The following is a 16,878-nucleotide window of genomic DNA, read 5'->3' on the forward strand; positions in this document are numbered from 1 at the left end:
GGGAAAGCGGGTGCCAAGGAGACCTTGGAGGCTCGTCCTGGCACCCGCCGTTGACCGCTGTTCCCCGCCCTGCCTGGCACGCGCCTGGCACGGTGTGAACGTTCGCGTTATTCCCCAGGGGTAAGTTCACGTAATTCCCCACCTGGTCGGCTGGCGTGGGGCCTGGGCACGGCATGAGGGGGCGTCGGCCGGGCAGCTGCCTCTGGCAGACTTCGCGGCATGGGATTGTTCAAGCGGGCCAGCAAGTCGGAGAGCCCTGCTCAGGGAGTGGATCCGACTGACCTGAGCACGCTGCTGCTGCAGGGCGAAGACGTGATCGACCAGCTGGCTCGGGCGCACGTGTCCTGGGGGCTGGGCTCGGCGGACCGCTGGGGCCTGGATCAGAGGACGGGCCTCATCACGTGGACCTTCCCCGAGAAGACCGCGACGGCGCCCGCGCAGATCCTGGCCAGCTTCAGCCCTTCGTCGGGCACGTGGCTGTGGGCCTGGGCGAACGAGAGCATCCTCCCTGAGATGAGCCGCGACGCCCGAAGCGTTCGGGACTGGGCGGAAGCACATGGCCATCACGCTCTGGCCCAACCGAAGGTCGACGCCGACGAGCAGGCGGCGGCAACCCTCGCGGCTCTGGCCGTCCGGATCACCAAGGCAACCGGCTTCTATCGGGGCCCGGGCGGCAACTCCATCGCGATCATCACGTTCGGGCCGGTCACATTGACCGCTGCGGATGGCAGCACGTCCACCTTCAACATCAATATCGACTAGCGGAACCGGCAGCGCGGTGCCGTGAGGGATCGGTGCCTGGCCTTCAGCAGGGCAGCACCGATCCCGGTGATGCGGGTGGGCAGATCTCCCTATGAGGTCGTCTTTCCGTTCTTGTCAGTGGGGTTCCTGGGCCGCTTGTTCGGGCGGTAGCCGGGGCCGTTCATGATGACCTGGTGGCTCGTGTTGATCAGCCGGTCCAGGAGCGACTCGGCGACGACAGGGTTGGGGAAGAGCGGCACAGCACTGTGACGTGTGACAGCCGCCCGGGCGCATCGGTGAGCCCTGCTCGCCGAGAGGCACTTCCTGCCCTGGTTCTTGTTCCGACCTGGGACTTCACCCTGCAGACTGACTGGCTCTGACCTGCGGCCAAGGCATCAGGGGCTGTCATCTTCGGCCATCCTTGGCCACCATCCCACGGCCCACAGACGGCCCGGCGTCTTCGCGTGGTGTTCCTCACGAGGAACGCGACCGCCGCATCGCAAAGAATGTCGCGGAATACGGCTGGCACGCCATGGGCGTGGCCGGCGGCGATGCCCCAGGCGACTGGGGCTACTCCATAGGCCTCTGGCACACACTGCGCAGTCCCGAGGTAAGCGTGTTTGGCCTGCCCTCACAAACCGCTATGCACGTGGCGAATGCCGCCGGGGCCGCAATCCGGGACGGCAACGCACTGCCGCAAGACTCAGCCGCTGCTCTGGATTCCAAAAGACGAGACCACCGGCCTGTGGACCGACGTCGCCTGAGGTCGGTGCACGGGCTTCGGTCGGTGTCCTGCCCGGGCTGCAGCCGAGCGTTGTGGCACGGCCGCCGACTCCACGGAGCTCCTGTCCGACGGGAAGAATCCCCTGTGCCGGATGGCTGAGCCTTACGGATCACGGATCAGCCGGCCGTCTCCAGGAGGCTTGGCTCCTGCGGCTTGAATGCTTTTCGAGATGGCTTCACAGCGTCATGGCTAGGTGACGGTTTATGCTCGGGTTGTGCGAGCCGTGAGTGACCCTCTGACCGACGATGAGAAGACCGACTTGGACGCGGCCCTCAAAGCCGTCCGGCGGGCCGAGCAAGCTCTCGCGCGGGCGCAGGCTCATCTCAACCGCACGGCGGGCCGTATCGGCTCCGCCGACCGCTACGGGCAGAAGGCAGCGGTAGGCCGCCGCGTCGGATGGTCCCGCCAGCATGTCACCACCCTCGCCAACGCCTACCAGGCGGGCGAACCGGATCAGGAGGAGAGGACCGAAGCCGCATGAGTACCGCGCCCCAGCCGTCCGCCGTCCCGCAGCCGCCCGCCCAACCCGAGGCCATCCGCGCCGCCCTCGCCCAGGTTGCCCCGCAGCTGCTCGCCGACTTCGATCGCGACCGCGCGGCCAGCACCGCCCGCGCGCGCGCCGAGGTGTCCGCAGTTCCCCTCCGCGCCTTCACGGAGGCATGGGCCGTCGAGGTGGCCATCGCCCGGCACCCGGAGACCGCCGCCCGGCTCCGCGCGCTCGAAGCCCGCGCCGGAGAGGTCACCGACCTCGGCGAGGCGCGCGACGTCGCTGCCGAGATCAGCCGCATTCGCAACGCCGCCGCGGCCGAGGCAGGCATCCGTACCGCCGGCGGGGCCGCCCAGTGACCGACGACCGTTGGGTGTGGGAGTACGCCTTCCACGCCGAGGACGAGGTCGGCTACCCGAAGGTCGTGCGCGACGAGGTGACGTCCGTCGTCGACCAGATCGTCGAGCTCGCCAACCTCGGCATCGACCCGGCCGAACTCGGCGATCCCACCCCCGGTACGGCTCGCCGGCACATGCTCCCCTCCGGCGGATGGTTCGAGACCCAGGCGCTCCCGAGGACGAGGCCACGCCTCCTCGCCGTCGTCCTGGTCGTACCGCCACTGCACCTGCTCTGATCGTCTTCCTGCCGGAGCGTTTCGCACAGTGCTGCCCCGACCAGCGAGTTCCGTCCCGCTAGGGGTTCCCGTGAAGAGGTGCTGCGACTATGGAGGCCAGGAGACCGGCTCGATCGAGCTGGTGCGCGGTCGTGGTGACGAGGGACGCGGGGGCTGGATGGAGTCGGGCACGGTGCTGGCCGTCAGCAGGAGTGACACCCACGAGACGGTAGGCAAGGACAACCACGGGGACATCCGGCTGCTCGCCGGGGTGGGTGTCGAAGGCGACGCCCATGCCGGTGCCACGGTGCAGAACCCGTGGCGTGTCCGCCGCGATCCGACCGCCCCCAACCTGTGCCAGGTGCACCTGCTGCCCGCAGAGCTGCTGGACCACCTGACGGATGCCGGGTTCACGCTCCGGCCGGGTGAGCTCGGGGAGAACGTCACCACCCGCGGCCTCGACTTGGAGGCGCTCCCGCTGGGCACGCTGCTGCGCCTGGGGCCCGATGCCGTTGTCCGACTCACCGGGCTGCGCGATCCGTGCTGGCGGATCAACAGCGTGCGTCCCCGGCTGCTCAAGGAAGTCCTCTACCGTGACAACGGCACCATTGTCCGGCGGGCAGGCGTCATGGGCGTGGTGGTGGCCTCCGGTACCGTCGCGGCGGGCGCACCCGTCCGGCCCGAGCTGCCCGCCGCCCTCCACATGCCGCTTCCCGCGGTGTGACCGAAGCCCGGTCGCGGCGCCGATGGTGCGTTGCGGGCCGGGCTATACCGGGGACACGCTCGACAAGGCATGCGCTCGAAGGCCCGAATGGTGCACAGGGTCGCGATGTGGGGTGCCGAAACCTCCTCAGGACTCGTGCTGCCGCCGCAGCGCGTCGGCGAGGGTCAGGAAGACGGACAGGTTGGGGAAGCCGGGAGCCGCAAGCGTCATCCACGGCTTGCGGTCGCCGCGACGGCGGATCTCTACGCGGCCCTGCTTCACGTCGATCCGTTCCACCTCCCGCCAGCCGATGCGGCGGCTGCCCTGCCCGACGCCGGAGATGTTGATGTCGACCACGCCGAAGTCGATCCGTTCACCGGCCTCCAGCCGGGCAGCGTCCTGCGGCACCCGTGCGCGGCTGAACGCTTCGCCGAGACCCTCGGCGAACGGGACCATCCCGCTGAACTCGTCCCCCACCACGATTCCGGCACCTTGCTCGGGCTTAATGGTCAGCCGGTGCGTGGTGGCGCTGGTGACCCCGTTGGTCACCTTGATGTCTTGCCGGGTGATCGAGGCGATCTCGTCCCAGGTGTATGCCTGCGTCTCCCCGCGGTCGATGTGCCGCAGGACGCCGTGCTCGTACCAGGCCACCCAGACCTGGGGCGGCCGGGGAAGGAACAGCCAAGCAAGGAGGAAGAACCCGACGAACCCCAGCGGGATCGCCGCGAGAATGAGCAGCGGAAGCGAGTGATACCAGGCGCCCTGCTCCCGCTGGTCCTCAATCGCGTACGACAGGGCCAGCCACCCCAGGAACACGCCGAGCACGCCGAGTGGCAGCACAGCGCCCCACGGGAAGTGCTTCGGCTCGTTCTGCGCCAGCCCCTTGCGGGCCCCCAGCCGGCGCTCCTGCGCTGCGGCACGTAACGCGTCCGGGACCAGTGCAGCACTACGCTCCGCCGACACCCAAGCCTCCCCCACCCGGAAACCAGGGCCCCATTATGAAGGTCCGGCATTCGCGGGCGGTAGAGCCGCCACCCGCCAACCTTCCAACTCGGCGCCGGAGCTGAATGGTTGGTCCGTCGTGTGACTCAGACGGCACGCCGTCACCCGACATCCTCGTCAACAACGCCGGCTCCTATCCCCGCGTCTCCTGGGAGGACACCGACGAAGCCGCCTGGAACTACTTCCTCGACGTGAACCTCACTGCCCACTACCGCACTTGCCACGCTCTGACCTCCGGCGTGATCGAACGCCGCTGGGTCCGGATCGTGAACATCGGCAGCGTCAACGCCGGCGCCGGCCGCACCAACCTCGTCGCCTACAGCACCGCCAAGGCGGGCCTTCTAGGCCTGACCCGTTCCTTGGCCCGAGAGCTCGGTCCGTACGGCGTTTGCGTGAACACGGTCCTGCCCGGCGCTATCGAGGTGGAAGCGGAAACCGCCATCCCCGCCCACCACCGCGCCCGCCCGGAAGACCAGATCAACCGCCAGTGCGTCCCGCGACGCGGACGCCCCGAAGACGTGGCGGCCCTGGTGGCGTTCCTCGTCGGCCCGTCCGCGTCGTTCATCACTGGGCAATCCGTCCACGTCGACGGCGGCTGGCTGCTGCACTGAGACCGTCAACAAGCAAGGAGACAGACCGACATGATCGAACGAGTCCGAGCCGTCCTCGTCACCGCGGACGACACGATGCTGGTCATCCGCCGCACCAAGCCCGGAACCCCCGTGTACTGGGTGCTGCCCGGCGGCGGGGTCGAGGAGAGCGATGAGTCCAGGGAAGCGGCTCTGCACCGGGAGATCCACGAGGAGATCGCGGGGAAGGCCGACATCGTCCGTCTCCTGCACACGATGGAGTCCGACGACGAGCGTCAGCTCTTCTACCTCGCCCGCATCGCCACGTGGTCCTTCGAGGACCGGACCGGCCCCGAGTTCAGCGCCGAGGGACGCGGCGAATACGCGCTGGAGGAGATTCCGCTGACCGTGGAGGGGCTCGACGGCATCGACCTCAAGCCCGAGGAGATCGCCCACGTCCTGCGGGGCGCCATCAGCGCCGGCACTCTCGTCGACGAGGCCGCGGTGTAGCCCTACGGCTGCGCGAGCATGCCGCCGGGGCCAGCACCGAAATGTGTTGGCCCCGGCTGGTGTTGCCTGCCAGTTCCCGCAGGGGAGGGGGAAAGCCGCCGCCCGGGGCGGCTAAGAACTGCGGCGGCACGTCGAGTGGTACGCGGAGAAGGGGCCCGAGGGTCTCGTCTTCGTGGGGGAGAAGGGTGCGCCGTTCCGGCGTACGACGCTCGGTCGGAAGTGGGCCAGGGCGCGGGTGAAGGTCGGCATGTCGAAGACGTTCAGGTTCTGAATTTGCAGCGGGGATCGATGCACGGGTGCGTGCCATGAGGACCAAGGCATCTGGCACGGATCTGGCACGGGACCATGAGAAAGGTCTGGGCAACACAAAAGCCCCAGGTCGCTGACCTGGGGCTTTGCTATGGAGCGGATGACGGGAATCGAACCCGCGCTATAAGCTTGGGAAGCTCATGTTCTACCATTAAACTACATCCGCACAGCGTTCCAGTTGCCTGGAGCCGTATCGTTGCACACTCTACCCCATGATCGACCTCCGGTGAATTTGCCCGGAGGTCGTTGTTGTTTGTCGGGTGCACGGACGTTCGTGGGGGCGGGAGTTGGGGCGTACCTTGAGGGGGCGGAGCGGTGGCTGGAGTGGTGGCTGGAGTGGGTCCCGATCATCCCCTAATGTGGCGATTAGTCGCTGTACAGCTCGTTGGGGAAAGGGACTCGATGGAGCACACCGTCGTCCGTTGTGCCGAAGGGCACGTTTTCAGTACCGCCTCGTTCCCGCTGCAGCACCTCGGTGCCGGACGGATCGGGCCGGGACGGCTGCTGCGGTGTCCGCGGTGCGCGCGGCTCAGGCACGCCGTGCCCGTGGGGGCAGCGGTCAAGCGCTAGCGCCGGGGGCGCGCGGGGGCCCGGCTCGATTGGGGCGGCCCGCGCGCTCTGCGTATCCTCGGGACGTGCTTCTCTCTGATAAAGACATCCGGGCCGAGATCGACAGCGGACGGGTTCGCATCGACCCCTTCGACGAGTCGATGGTGCAGCCCTCCAGCATCGATGTACGTCTCGACCGGTTCTTCCGGGTGTTCGAGAATCACCGCTACGCGCACATCGACCCCGCGATCGAGCAGGCCGATCTGACCCGGCTGGTCGAGCCCGACGGGGATGAGGCCTTCATCCTGCATCCGGGTGAGTTCGTGCTCGCCTCGACGTACGAGGTCATCTCGCTGCCCGACGACATCGCCTCCAGACTGGAGGGGAAGTCCAGCCTGGGCCGCCTCGGCCTGGTGACGCATTCGACCGCCGGTTTCATCGACCCCGGTTTCTCGGGCCACGTGACCCTCGAGCTGTCGAACCTCGCCACCCTGCCGATCAAGCTCTGGCCGGGCATGAAGATCGGGCAGCTGTGCATGTTCCGGCTCAGCTCGCCCGCGGAGTTCCCGTACGGCAGCGATCGGTACGGGTCCCGGTACCAGGGCCAGCGCGGGCCGACCGCCTCGCGGTCCTTCCAGAACTTCCACCGCACCCAGGTGAGGCACGAGGCATGAGTGACGGAGTACGCGAGAACCTCGACTACGAGGGATTCGGGCGCGCCGTGCGCGAGCTGGCGCAGACCATCGCCGACGACGGCTACGAGCCCGACATCATCCTCAGCATCGCCCGCGGCGGGGTGTTCGTCGCCGGTGGACTGGCGTACGCGCTCGACTGCAAGAACATCCACCTCGTGAACGTGGAGTTCTACACCGGGGTCGGTACGACCCTCGAAATGCCGGTCATGCTGGCGCCCGTGCCCGAGGCGATCGACTTCACCGCCAAGAAGGTGCTGATCGCGGACGACGTCGCCGACACCGGCAAGACGCTCAAGCTGGTGCACGACTTCTGCCTCGGCCACGTCGCCGAGGTGCGCTCCGCCGTCATCTACGAGAAGTCGCACTCGCTCGTGAAGTGCGAGTACGTGTGGAAGAAGACCGACGAGTGGATCAACTTCCCCTGGTCGGTCGAGCCGCCCGTCGTGAAGCGTGAGGGCCAGGTCCTCGACGCCTGACCTCGGATGGACGTGATCGTGAAAGGCCCGCCACGCTGATCCTCGCGTGGCGGGCCTTTCGGGTCACAGCGCGTACTAGGCCGAGTCCGGTGGGTCCTGTGATGTTTTGGCCTGGTGCCCACCCCCTCCGACTGTCGGGGTGGGTATGGTGAAGAATGTCCGTTATGCAGACACTCGCAGGGCACTCCGTGGCGCTTCGGCGTGCTACTTCCGCTGACGCGTCCTTCTTCCGTGCCGCACTGGCGACCGAGGAGGTCGCCCAGTGGTGGGGGAACGGCTGGCCGGACGTCGAGGGAGACCTTGCCAAGTCCGATCACCAGACTCTGGCGATTGTGGCCGATGGGTCCGCTGTCGGGATGATTCAGTGGTGGGAGGACGAGACGCCCATCACGCATCAGGCGGGCATCGACATGTTCCTCCACCCTGACTACCACCGTCGCGGCTACGGCTCCGATGCACTGCTTACCCTGGTCCGCTGGCTGCTGGGCCCCGGCGGACACCACCGCGTGATGATCGACCCGGCCACCGACAACCTCCCGGCCATCGCCTGCTATGAAAAGATCGGCTTCCGACGAGTCGGCGTGTTCCGGGAGTTCTGGAAAGACCGCGACGGCGTATGGCGCGACAGCTTGCTGCTCGATCTCCTGGCGAAAGACATCATCGACCCAAAAGGTTCCCCGGCCCAGTAGTTCAGGTCCGTAGCCGTAGCCGTAGCCGTAGCCGTAGCCGTAGCCGTAGCCGTAGCCGGATCGCCGCGACGGTGACGGTGCCGTGGAAAGGGCCAGCGGGCGCAGCCCGCCCTCGCAGGCGGGGTGGATTTTGCTGGTCAGCCCGCCGCGCGACCGCCCGAGTCCTCTTCCACTAACGTTTCGTCGGACACGTACTAGATCGTGCCGAGCTTGATGATCGACAGCAGGGCGACCAGCTGGATGGCCGACGCGCCCAGCGCCTTCGGCCACGGCAGGTCGTGCGACTTGCTGACCAGGGACGTGAAGAGCGCGCCCGCCACCAGCCAGGTGGCCCAGCCCAGCACCTGTACGAACATGTTGTCGCCGCCGAGGAACACCGCGAACAGCAGCCGCGGCGCGTCCGTGAGGGTCATGACCAGCATCGACAGGCCCACCGTCGGCTGCCACGCCCCGTCGCCGCCCAGCTGGCGGGCCAGCGTGTGCGTGACCGCGCCCAGGACCAGCCCGCAGATCACGAAGGCCGCGCCCGCCGACAGCACGATCGGCACGGCCTTGGCCAGGGTCGCGTTGATGACGTCCTTGCGGGCGTCGTCGAGGCCGAAGACCGCGAGCAGTCCGTAGAGGAAGGTCACGAGCAGGGCCGGGCCCCAGACGGCGTAGTCGCGCATCTGCAGGAAGGTCGGCCCCGGGCGCACCACGATGCCCCGCAGCAGCTCCTTCCACGGCAGCCGCGGACCCGTCGGGCCGGCCGCGGCCGCACCCGCCTGGTACGTCGCGCCCTGGCTGTAGGGGTCCTCGCCGTAGACGAAGGCCTGGGTGTGCCCCGGGTTGTCGTTCGCGTACGAGCCCGGGTGCCCGGCTTGGTGCCCGCCCGGGTATCCGCCCTGGTGCCCGTACGGGTCGAAGTACTCGGGCTCGCCGTGGCCCGCGCCCTGCTGCGGCCACTGCTGCTGCGGGGCCGCCGGCGGACCGGCGGGCGGGTAGGGCTGCCGGCCGTACGGCGGTTGCTGCTGACCGTACGGCTGCTGCTGCGGGGGTTGTTGCGGGGCGCGGTTGTTGTCCCGGCCGCGTCCGATCCTGAATCCAGCCACGTGATCGAAAGTACCTGCTCCGGCGGGGCCCGGTGGCCGGGCTGCCGGAAGAAGCACCCTTTGCGGCTGACCTGTGACATCCCCTAGGGGGTACCCGAGGGGCGTCCTCGGGGTGGGTCAGGTGCCCGCGCCGCGGTCTGCGGCCCTTCGTCACGTGTTTCGACGTACGAGAACGGCCGGCCCCTTCAGCAGGGACCGGCCGTCTCGTGTTCCAAGGACCAAGGACTAAGGACTACGGGTTACTTGGCCTCGGCCTCGGCCTCGGCCTCGTCGGTGGCGGCTTCCGCCACCGCTTCCGCCCCCGCCCCCGCCTCGTCGGGCGACACCGCACCCACCGGCTCCGGCGTCTTCACCGAGTCCAGCAGCAGCTGCGCCACGTCCACGACCTGCACGGACTCCTTGGCCTGGCCCTCGTTCTTCTTGCCGTTCACCGAGTCGGTCAGCATCACCAGGCAGAACGGGCACGCCGTCGACACGATGTCCGGGTTCAGGGACAGGGCCTCGTCGACACGCTCGTTGTTGATGCGCTTGCCGATCCGCTCCTCCATCCACATCCGCGCGCCGCCGGCGCCACAGCAGAAGCCCCGCTCCTTGTGGCGGTGCATCTCCTGCTGCCGCAGCCCCGGCACGGCCGACATGATCTCGCGCGGCGGCGTGTAGACCTTGTTGTGCCGGCCCAGGTAGCACGGGTCGTGGTACGTGATCAGGCCGTCGACCGGGGTGACCGGCGTGAGGCGGCCCTCGTCGATCAGGTGCTGGAGCAGCTGCGTGTGGTGGATGACCTCGTACTCGCCGCCGAGCTGCGGGTACTCGTTCGCGATGGTGTTGAAGCAGTGCGGGCAGGTCGAGACGATCCGCTTCGCCGACTTCGGCCTCTTCGTCGACTCGTCCTCGTCGTCCTCACCGAAGGCCATGTTCAGCATGGCCACGTTCTCCTGGGCGAGCTGCTGGAACAGCGGCTCGTTGCCCAGGCGGCGCGGGGAGTCGCCGGTGCACTTCTCGTCGCCGCCCATGATCGCGAACTTGACGCCCGCGATGTTGAGCAGCTCCGCGAAGGCCTTCGTGGTCTTCTTGGCCCGGTCCTCCAGGGCGCCCGCGCAGCCGACCCAGTACAGGTAGTCGAACTCGGAGAGGTCCTCCGCGTCCTTGCCGATGATCGGGACCTCGAAGTCGACCTCCTTGGTCCACTCCACCCGCTGCTTCTTGGCGAGGCCCCAGGGGTTGCCCTTCTTCTCCAGGTTCTTGAGCATCGTGCCCGCCTCCGACGGGAACGCGCTCTCGATCATCACCTGGTAGCGGCGCATGTCGACGATGTGGTCGATGTGCTCGATGTCGACCGGGCACTGCTCCACGCACGCACCGCAGGTGGTGCAGGACCACAGCACGTCCGGGTCGATGACGCCGTTCTCCTCGGCGGTCCCGATCAGCGGGCGCTCGGCCTCGGCGAGGGCGGACGCCGGGACGTCCTTCAACTGCTCGGCCGTGGCCTTCTCGTTGCCCTCCATGTCCTTGCCGCCGCCTGCCAGCAGGTACGGGGCCTTGGCGTGCGCGTGGTCGCGCAGCGACATGATCAGGAGCTTGGGGGACAGCGGCTTGCCCGTGTTCCAGGCCGGGCACTGCGACTGGCAGCGGCCGCACTCGGTGCACGTGGAGAAGTCGAGGATGCCCTTCCAGGAGAACTGCTCGACCTGGGAGACGCCGAAGACGTCGTCCTCGCCCGGGTCCTCGAAGTCGATCACCTTGCCGCCGCTGGTCATGGGCTGCAGGGCGCCGAGCGCGGTCGAGCCGTCGGCCTCGCGCTTGAACCAGATGTTCGGGAAGGCGAGGAAGCGGTGCCAGGCCACACCCATGTTGGTGTTGAGGCCGACCACGATCATCCAGATCAGCGAGACGCTGATCTTGACCATCGCGGTGAAGTAGATGGCGTTCTGCAGCGCGCTGAGCGAGAGCCCCTTGAAGGCCAGCACCAGCGGGTACGAGGCGAGGTACGCCGGCTCGTAGCTGTCGACGTGGTGGATCGCGCCCTCGAGGCCGCGCAGCGTCAGGATCGCGAGGCCGATGGTGATGATCACGGACTCGACGAAGTACGCCTGCCCGGACTTCGAGCCGGCGAAGCGCGACTTGCGACCGGCCCGCGAGGGCAGGCTGAGCATCCGGATCCCGATGAGGATGACGATGCCCACGACGGTCATCAGGCCGATGAGCTCGGTGTAGAGCTCGAAGGGCAGCCAGTCGCCGATGAGCGGCAGCAGCCAGTCGGCCTTGAAGAGCTGCCCGTACGCCTGGATCAGGGTGGGCGGCAGCGTCAGGAAGCCGATGGCGACGAACCAGTGCGCGAAGCCGACGATGCCCCACTGGTTCATCCGGCTGTGGCCGAGGAACTCCCTGATCAGGGTGAGGGTACGGGCCTTCGGGCGGTCCGTGCGGCTGCCCGCGGGGACGGGCTGGCCGAGCTTGACGAACCGGTAGATCTTCGCCACGGCTCGGGCGAGCAGCGCGACGCCGGGCACGGTCAGGACCAGCGACACGATGATCGCGGCGAGTTGCATGGGAGGGCTCCTCGGGCGGCACTTACTAAGCGGTAACTTATCCAGTCAAGGCTTGAGGTTACCCAGTCCCGACGCCGCAATGTAGCCGAGCGCGCGGTGATCTGCGTCGCTCAGGCTCGCCTCTGTCGCCAGGCGGCCCGCGGGGTCTGCGCGAGGATCGCCAGATCCATCCCCAGCCAGTGGTTCTCCACATAGTGCCGGTCCAGCAGGTCCATTTCCTCCCACGGGAGGTCCGAGCGCGCGCTCACCTGCCACAGCCCGGTCATCCCGGGCCGTACGAGGAGCCGCTCGGGCCGGTCCGCCGCGTTGTTTCCGGGGCGCGGCCCGACCAGCGACATCTCGCCCCGCGCCACGTTGAGCAGCTGCGGCAGCGCGTCCAGGGCGCACCGCTCCAGGGCGGCGCCGAGGCGGCCCGCGCCGGCGTCCGTGCGCAGCCGCCAGGTGCGGAAGGGGCGGCCCCCGAGGCCGACGGCCGGCTCCCGTACGAAGGCCCGGGCGCCCCGGGTCGCGTACAGCAGTCCGGCGACCGCCGCGAGCGGTGGGCCGAGCAGGGCCAGCAGGGCCACCGCCCCGAGGAGGTCGAGCATCCGCTTGGCCGGCGGTGCGGCGGGTACCCGTACGCGAGGAGCGGTGAGAGTGGGCGGCATGCCAGCACCGTGCCGTACGCCTCCGGCGGTCTTCGGATGCCGCGCGGCCCCGGTGCCCCGTTCGGCCGCGCCGCCGCCCCTGGGGCTCCGCCCCAGACCCCGCGCCTCAAACGCCGGCGGGGCTGGATCGTGGCCGATGCCACCTGCGGTCTTTCGGCCTCGCCAGCGTTAGTTGCGCCTAAGGGCGACCTAAAGGTTGAGCCCCCCCGGCTCAGGTCTGTTGACGTCAGCGCGGCGTTGCGGCATCCTTGAGTCTGTTCCACTCAAGTCAGCTGGAGGAATCAAAATGGCACGTGCGGTCGGCATCGACCTGGGCACCACTAACTCCGTCGTCAGCGTTCTGGAAGGCGGCGAGCCCACCGTCATCACCAACGCCGAGGGCGCCAGGACCACGCCGTCCGTCGTCGCCTTCGCCAAGAACGGCGAGGTCCTCGTCGGCGAGGTGGCGAAGCGCCAGGCGGTCACGAACGTGGACCGCACCATCCGCTCCGTCAAGCGCCACATGGGCACTGACTGGAAGATCAACCTGGATGGCAAGGACTTCAACCCGCAGCAGATGAGCGCCTTCATCCTGCAGAAGCTGAAGCGCGACGCCGAGGCGTACCTGGGCGAGAAGGTCACGGACGCGGTCATCACCGTCCCGGCCTACTTCAACGACTCCGAGCGCCAGGCGACGAAGGAGGCCGGCGAGATCGCGGGCCTGAACGTCCTGCGCATCGTCAACGAGCCGACGGCCGCCGCCCTGGCCTACGGCCTCGACAAGGACGACCAGACCATCCTCGTCTTCGACCTCGGCGGCGGCACCTTCGACGTGTCGCTCCTCGAGATCGGTGACGGCGTCGTCGAGGTCAAGGCCACCAACGGTGACAACCACCTCGGTGGCGACGACTGGGACCAGCGCGTCGTCGACTACCTCGTGAAGCAGTTCGCCAACGGCCACGGCGTCGACCTGGCCAAGGACAAGATGGCGCTCCAGCGTCTGCGCGAGGCCGCCGAGAAGGCGAAGATCGAGCTGTCCTCCTCCACGGAGACCTCGATCAACCTGCCCTACATCACGGCTTCCGCCGAGGGCCCCCTGCACCTGGACGAGAAGCTCACCCGCGCCCAGTTCCAGCAGCTGACCTCGGACCTGCTCGACCGCTGCAAGACCCCGTTCCACAACGTCATCAAGGACGCCGGCATCGCGCTGTCCGAGATCGACCACGTGGTCCTGGTCGGCGGCTCCACCCGTATGCCGGCCGTCGCCGAGCTCGTCAAGGAGCTCACGGGCGGTCAGGACGCCAACAAGGGCGTCAACCCGGACGAGGTCGTCGCCATCGGCGCCACCCTCCAGGCCGGTGTGCTCAAGGGTGAGGTCAAGGACGTCCTGCTCCTCGACGTGACCCCGCTGTCCCTCGGCATCGAGACCAAGGGCGGCATCATGACCAAGCTCATCGAGCGCAACACCACGATCCCGACCAAGCGGTCCGAGATCTTCACGACGGCCGAGGACAACCAGCCGTCCGTGCAGATCCAGGTCTACCAGGGCGAGCGCGAGATCGCGGCGTACAACAAGAAGCTCGGCATGTTCGAGCTGACCGGTCTGCCGCCGGCCCCGCGCGGCATCCCGCAGATCGAGGTCTCCTTCGACATCGACGCGAACGGCATCATGCACGTCACGGCCAAGGACCTCGGCACGGGCAAGGAGCAGAAGATGACCGTCACCGGCGGCTCCTCGCTCGGCAAGGACGAGGTCGACCGCATGCGCCAGGAGGCCGAGCAGTACGCGGACGAGGACCTCCGCCGCAAGGAGGCCGCCGAGACCCGCAACCAGGCCGAGCAGCTCGTGTACCAGACGGAGAAGTTCGTCAAGGACAACGAGGACAAGGTCCCGGCCGAGGTCAAGACCGAGGTCGAGGGTGCCATCGCCGAGCTGAAGGAAAAGCTCAAGGGCGAGGACACCGCCGAGATCCGCACCGCGACCGAGAAGGTCGCCGCGGTCAGCCAGAAGCTCGGCCAGGCCATCTACGCCGACGCCCAGGCCGCTCAGGGTGCCGCGGGCGCCGAGGGTGCCCAGCAGGCCCCGGACGCCGCCGATGACGTCGTCGACGCCGAGATCGTCGACGACGAGAAGCCGAAGGGCGGCGCTGCCTGATGTCGGAGGAGACCCCGGGCTTCGACGAGAAGCCTGAAGTCCCCGTCGACGGCACGCCCGACGAGCCGAAGGCCGCCGACGCCTCCGCGGAGGAGGCGGCGGCCCCGGCTGGGGACGCAAGCGCACAGGATGTGGCCGTGCTGGCGCAGCTGGACCAGGCCCGTACCGCGCTCGGCGAGCGCACCGCGGACCTCCAGCGGCTCCAGGCGGAGTACCAGAACTACCGCCGTCGGGTGGAGCGGGACCGGATCGCCGTCAAGGAGATCGCGGTCGCGTCCCTCCTGACGGAGCTCCTCCCGACCCTGGACGACATCGGCCGGGCGCGGGAGCACGGCGAGCTGGTCGGCGGCTTCAAGTCGGTGGCCGAATCGCTGGAGACCGCCGCGGCCAAGATGGGCCTGCAGCAGTTCGGCAAGGAGGGCGAGCCCTTCGACCCGACGATCCACGAGGCCCTGATGCACTCGTACGCGCCGGACGTCACCGAGACGACGTGCGTGGCGATTCTGCAGCCGGGGTACCGGATCGGCGAGCGTACGATCCGTCCCGCACGGGTCGCGGTGGCCGAGCCCCAGCCGGGCGCGACCCCCAAGTCCGAGTCCGCGGACGGAGACGCGCCGTCGGACAAGGACGCGGATGCCCCCGACAAGGGCTGAGGCTGAACCAGTAGGAACGCGAGAGGAGGGACGCCGGGGATGAGCACGAAGGACTTCGTGGAGAAGGACTACTACAAGGTCCTCGGTGTCCCGAAGGACGCCACCGAGGCCGAGATCAAGAAGGCGTACCGGAAGCTCGCGCGCGAGTTCCACCCGGACGCCAACAAGGGCGACACCTCGGCCGAGGAGCGCTTCAAGGAGATCTCCGAGGCGAACGACATCCTCGGCGACCCGAAGAAGCGCAAGGAGTACGACGAGGCCCGCGCGCTGTTCGGCAACGGGGGCTTCCGCCCCGGTCCGGGCGCGGGCGGCGGCTCGTTCAACTTCGACCTCGGCGACCTCTTCGGCGGGCAGCAGCAGGGCGGCGCGGGCGGCGGCTTCGGCGGCGGCCTGGGCGATGTGTTCGGCGGCCTGTTCAACCGCGGTGGCGGCGCCGGTACGGGGACCCGTACCCAGCCGCGCCGCGGCCAGGACATCGAGTCGGAGGTCACCCTCTCCTTCACGGAGGCGGTGGACGGGGCCACGGTCCCGCTCCGGATGTCCTCGCAGTCCCCCTGCAAGGCCTGTTCGGGCACCGGCGACAAGAACGGCACCCCGCGGGTGTGCCCGACCTGTGTCGGCACCGGGCAGGTCTCGCGCGGCAGCGGCGGCGGCTTCTCGCTGACCGACCCCTGCGCGGACTGCAAGGGCCGCGGTCTGATCGCGGAGACCCCCTGTGACATCTGCAAGGGCAGCGGCCGGGCCCGCAGCTCCCGGACGATGCAGGTCCGGATCCCGGCGGGCGTCTTCGACGGCCAGCGGATCCGGCTGCGCGGCAAGGGCGCTCCGGGCGAGCGCGGCGGACCCGGCGGCGATCTGTACGTCGTGGTCCACGTCGACTCCCACCCGGTTTTCGGCCGCAAGGACGACAACCTCACGGTGACCGTGCCGGTGACGTTCGCGGAGGCGGCGCTGGGAGCCGAGATCAGGGTCCCGACCCTGAACGGCCCCTCGGTGACGCTGAAGCTGCCGCCCGGCACCCCGGGCGGCCGCACGATGCGCGCCCGCGGCAAGGGCGCGGTCCGCAAGGACGGCACCCGCGGGGACCTGCTGGTGACGGTCGAGGTGGCCGTCCCGGCGGAGCTGTCCGACAAGGCGCGCGAGGCGCTGGAGATGTACCGCGACGCGACCGGGTCGGAGGATCCGCGCGCCGCGCTGTTCGAGTCCGCGAAGGGAGCATGACATGGACGGCCGCCGCCGGAACCCCTATCAACTGACCGATGAGACACCGGTCTACGTGATCTCGGTGGCCGCCCAGCTCTCGGGCCTGCATCCGCAGACCCTTCGCCAGTACGACCGTCTCGGCCTGGTCTCCCCGGACCGTACGGCCGGCCGCGGCCGGCGCTACTCGGCCCGCGACATCGAACTGCTCCGCACGGTGCAGGCGCTGTCCCAGGACGAGGGCATCAACCTCGCGGGCATCAAGCGGATCATCGAGCTGGAGAACCAGGTCGCCGCGCTCCAGCAGCGCGTCGCCGAGCTCTCGGCGGCGGTGGACGGCGCGGCCGCCGTGCTCCAGCAGCGCGAGGCCCAGGTCCACGCCTCGTACCGCCGCGACCTGGTCCCGTACCAGCCGCCGGTGCCGGGCAACGCGCTGGTCGTGTGGCGCCCCAAGCGCCCGCAGGACTGACCCGTACG

General features: G+C 68.9%; 20 protein-coding genes, 1 tRNA gene and 2 pseudogenes. 16 read left to right on the forward strand and 7 right to left on the reverse strand.

All coding sequences use genetic code 11. The annotated features are described in order from the left end of the window. Window positions 1-219: 219 nt before the first annotated feature. Window positions 220-762 (forward strand): DUF6882 domain-containing protein, encoded by a 543-nt coding sequence (locus tag ACFWB8_RS23295; RefSeq protein ID WP_385230219.1) that lies wholly within the window; start codon window positions 220-222, stop codon window positions 760-762. 89 nt (window positions 763-851) lie between these two features. On the opposite strand, the gene ACFWB8_RS23300 is transcribed toward ACFWB8_RS23295, so the two are convergent. Further along, complete coding sequence (locus tag ACFWB8_RS23300; protein WP_385230222.1) at window positions 852-1,001, reverse strand: hypothetical protein; 150 nt, start codon at window positions 999-1,001, stop codon at window positions 852-854. Window positions 1,002-1,162: 161 nt separating this feature from the next. Between ACFWB8_RS23300 and ACFWB8_RS23305 the strand changes: the two genes are divergently transcribed. The 5 genes from ACFWB8_RS23305 to ACFWB8_RS23325 all read left to right on the forward strand — a co-directional run bounded on the left by ACFWB8_RS23305 (window position 1,163) and on the right by ACFWB8_RS23325 (window position 3,349). Then, complete coding sequence (locus ACFWB8_RS23305; RefSeq protein WP_385230225.1) at window positions 1,163-1,624, forward strand: DUF4262 domain-containing protein; 462 nt, start codon at window positions 1,163-1,165, stop codon at window positions 1,622-1,624. A 124-nt stretch (window positions 1,625-1,748) separates the two neighbouring features. Beyond that, window positions 1,749-2,006: a hypothetical protein gene (locus ACFWB8_RS23310; protein WP_385230228.1), complete on the forward strand. Its 258-nt coding sequence runs from the start codon at window positions 1,749-1,751 to the stop codon at window positions 2,004-2,006. Beyond that, on the forward strand, window positions 2,003-2,371 hold the full coding sequence (locus ACFWB8_RS23315) for a hypothetical protein (RefSeq protein WP_385230231.1): 369 nt from the start codon (window positions 2,003-2,005) through the stop codon (window positions 2,369-2,371). The genes ACFWB8_RS23310 and ACFWB8_RS23315 overlap by 4 nt, the downstream gene beginning before the upstream one ends. Next, complete coding sequence (locus tag ACFWB8_RS23320) at window positions 2,368-2,646, forward strand: hypothetical protein (protein ID WP_385230234.1); 279 nt, start codon at window positions 2,368-2,370, stop codon at window positions 2,644-2,646. Before ACFWB8_RS23315 ends, ACFWB8_RS23320 begins: the two co-directional genes overlap by 4 nt. Window positions 2,647-2,803: 157 nt before the next feature. Continuing rightward, window positions 2,804-3,349 (forward strand): MOSC domain-containing protein, encoded by a 546-nt coding sequence (locus tag ACFWB8_RS23325; RefSeq protein WP_385230318.1) that lies wholly within the window; start codon window positions 2,804-2,806, stop codon window positions 3,347-3,349. Window positions 3,350-3,475: 126 nt separating this feature from the next. On the opposite strand, the gene ACFWB8_RS23330 is transcribed toward ACFWB8_RS23325, so the two are convergent. Continuing rightward, complete coding sequence (locus ACFWB8_RS23330) at window positions 3,476-4,291, reverse strand: DUF6585 family protein (RefSeq protein ID WP_385230237.1); 816 nt, start codon at window positions 4,289-4,291, stop codon at window positions 3,476-3,478. Window positions 4,292-4,395: 104 nt separating this feature from the next. On the opposite strand from ACFWB8_RS23330, the gene ACFWB8_RS23335 reads away from it, so the two are divergent. From ACFWB8_RS23335 to ACFWB8_RS23345, 3 genes and pseudogenes are all read left to right on the forward strand, one after another. Next, a complete protein-coding gene (locus tag ACFWB8_RS23335) occupies window positions 4,396-4,941 on the forward strand; it encodes an SDR family NAD(P)-dependent oxidoreductase (protein WP_385230240.1) in 546 nt (181 codons plus the stop codon). A gap of 30 nt (window positions 4,942-4,971) precedes the next feature. Next, the gene (locus ACFWB8_RS23340) at window positions 4,972-5,409 is read left to right on the forward strand and encodes an NUDIX domain-containing protein (RefSeq protein WP_385230243.1); all 438 of its coding nucleotides are present in this window, start codon (window positions 4,972-4,974) and stop codon (window positions 5,407-5,409) included. A 115-nt stretch (window positions 5,410-5,524) separates the two neighbouring features. Then, window positions 5,525-5,677, forward strand: a pseudogene (locus ACFWB8_RS23345) (site-specific integrase); the annotation flags it as partial. A gap of 133 nt (window positions 5,678-5,810) precedes the next feature. Here the strand turns inward: ACFWB8_RS23345 and ACFWB8_RS23350 are convergent. Further along, window positions 5,811-5,884 (reverse strand) — tRNA-Gly (locus ACFWB8_RS23350). 469 nt (window positions 5,885-6,353) lie between these two features. Between ACFWB8_RS23350 and dcd the strand changes: the two genes are divergently transcribed. From dcd to ACFWB8_RS23365, 3 genes are all read left to right on the forward strand, one after another. Continuing rightward, on the forward strand, window positions 6,354-6,941 hold the full coding sequence (dcd, locus tag ACFWB8_RS23355; protein WP_385230246.1) for a dCTP deaminase: 588 nt from the start codon (window positions 6,354-6,356) through the stop codon (window positions 6,939-6,941). Next, the gene (locus ACFWB8_RS23360; protein ID WP_385230249.1) at window positions 6,938-7,438 is read left to right on the forward strand and encodes a phosphoribosyltransferase; all 501 of its coding nucleotides are present in this window, start codon (window positions 6,938-6,940) and stop codon (window positions 7,436-7,438) included. The genes dcd and ACFWB8_RS23360 overlap by 4 nt, the downstream gene beginning before the upstream one ends. 164 nt (window positions 7,439-7,602) lie before the next feature. Then, entirely contained in the window at window positions 7,603-8,127 is a 525-nt protein-coding gene (locus ACFWB8_RS23365; protein ID WP_385230252.1) for a GNAT family N-acetyltransferase, read from the forward strand. Between the two features lie 84 nt (window positions 8,128-8,211). On the opposite strand, the pseudogene ACFWB8_RS23370 reads toward ACFWB8_RS23365, so the two are convergent. From ACFWB8_RS23370 to ACFWB8_RS23385, 4 genes and pseudogenes are all read right to left on the reverse strand, one after another. Further along, window positions 8,212-8,298 (reverse strand): annotated as a pseudogene (locus ACFWB8_RS23370) (IS5/IS1182 family transposase); the annotation flags it as partial. Window positions 8,299-8,321: 23 nt separating this feature from the next. Continuing rightward, window positions 8,322-9,218 (reverse strand): Yip1 family protein, encoded by an 897-nt coding sequence (locus ACFWB8_RS23375; protein ID WP_385230255.1) that lies wholly within the window; start codon window positions 9,216-9,218, stop codon window positions 8,322-8,324. Between the two features lie 239 nt (window positions 9,219-9,457). Then, entirely contained in the window at window positions 9,458-11,767 is a 2,310-nt protein-coding gene (locus tag ACFWB8_RS23380; protein WP_385230258.1) for a (Fe-S)-binding protein, read from the reverse strand. Between the two features lie 110 nt (window positions 11,768-11,877). Then, window positions 11,878-12,414, reverse strand: a complete 537-nt coding sequence (locus ACFWB8_RS23385) for a sugar transferase (RefSeq protein ID WP_385230261.1) — start codon at window positions 12,412-12,414, stop codon at window positions 11,878-11,880. Between the two features lie 286 nt (window positions 12,415-12,700). On the opposite strand from ACFWB8_RS23385, the gene dnaK reads away from it, so the two are divergent. From dnaK to ACFWB8_RS23405, 4 genes are read left to right on the forward strand one after another with little or no spacing between them, the layout of a single operon-like run. Beyond that, on the forward strand, window positions 12,701-14,548 hold the full coding sequence (gene dnaK / locus ACFWB8_RS23390; RefSeq protein ID WP_385230264.1) for a molecular chaperone DnaK: 1,848 nt from the start codon (window positions 12,701-12,703) through the stop codon (window positions 14,546-14,548). Beyond that, window positions 14,548-15,201, forward strand: a complete 654-nt coding sequence (gene grpE / locus ACFWB8_RS23395; protein ID WP_385230267.1) for a nucleotide exchange factor GrpE — start codon at window positions 14,548-14,550, stop codon at window positions 15,199-15,201. Before dnaK ends, grpE begins: the two co-directional genes overlap by 1 nt. A gap of 39 nt (window positions 15,202-15,240) precedes the next feature. After that, window positions 15,241-16,422 carry a molecular chaperone DnaJ gene (gene dnaJ, locus ACFWB8_RS23400; RefSeq protein ID WP_385230271.1) on the forward strand — a complete coding sequence of 394 codons (1,182 nt, stop codon included), beginning with the start codon at window positions 15,241-15,243 and terminating at the stop codon, window positions 16,420-16,422. Window position 16,423: 1 nt separating this feature from the next. Continuing rightward, window positions 16,424-16,870: a heat shock protein transcriptional repressor HspR gene (locus ACFWB8_RS23405; RefSeq protein WP_385230274.1), complete on the forward strand. Its 447-nt coding sequence runs from the start codon at window positions 16,424-16,426 to the stop codon at window positions 16,868-16,870. Window positions 16,871-16,878 lie beyond the last annotated feature (8 nt).

This window comes from Streptomyces sp. NPDC060031 (assembly GCF_042736805.1).
GTDB lineage: Bacteria > Actinomycetota > Actinomycetes > Streptomycetales > Streptomycetaceae > Streptomyces.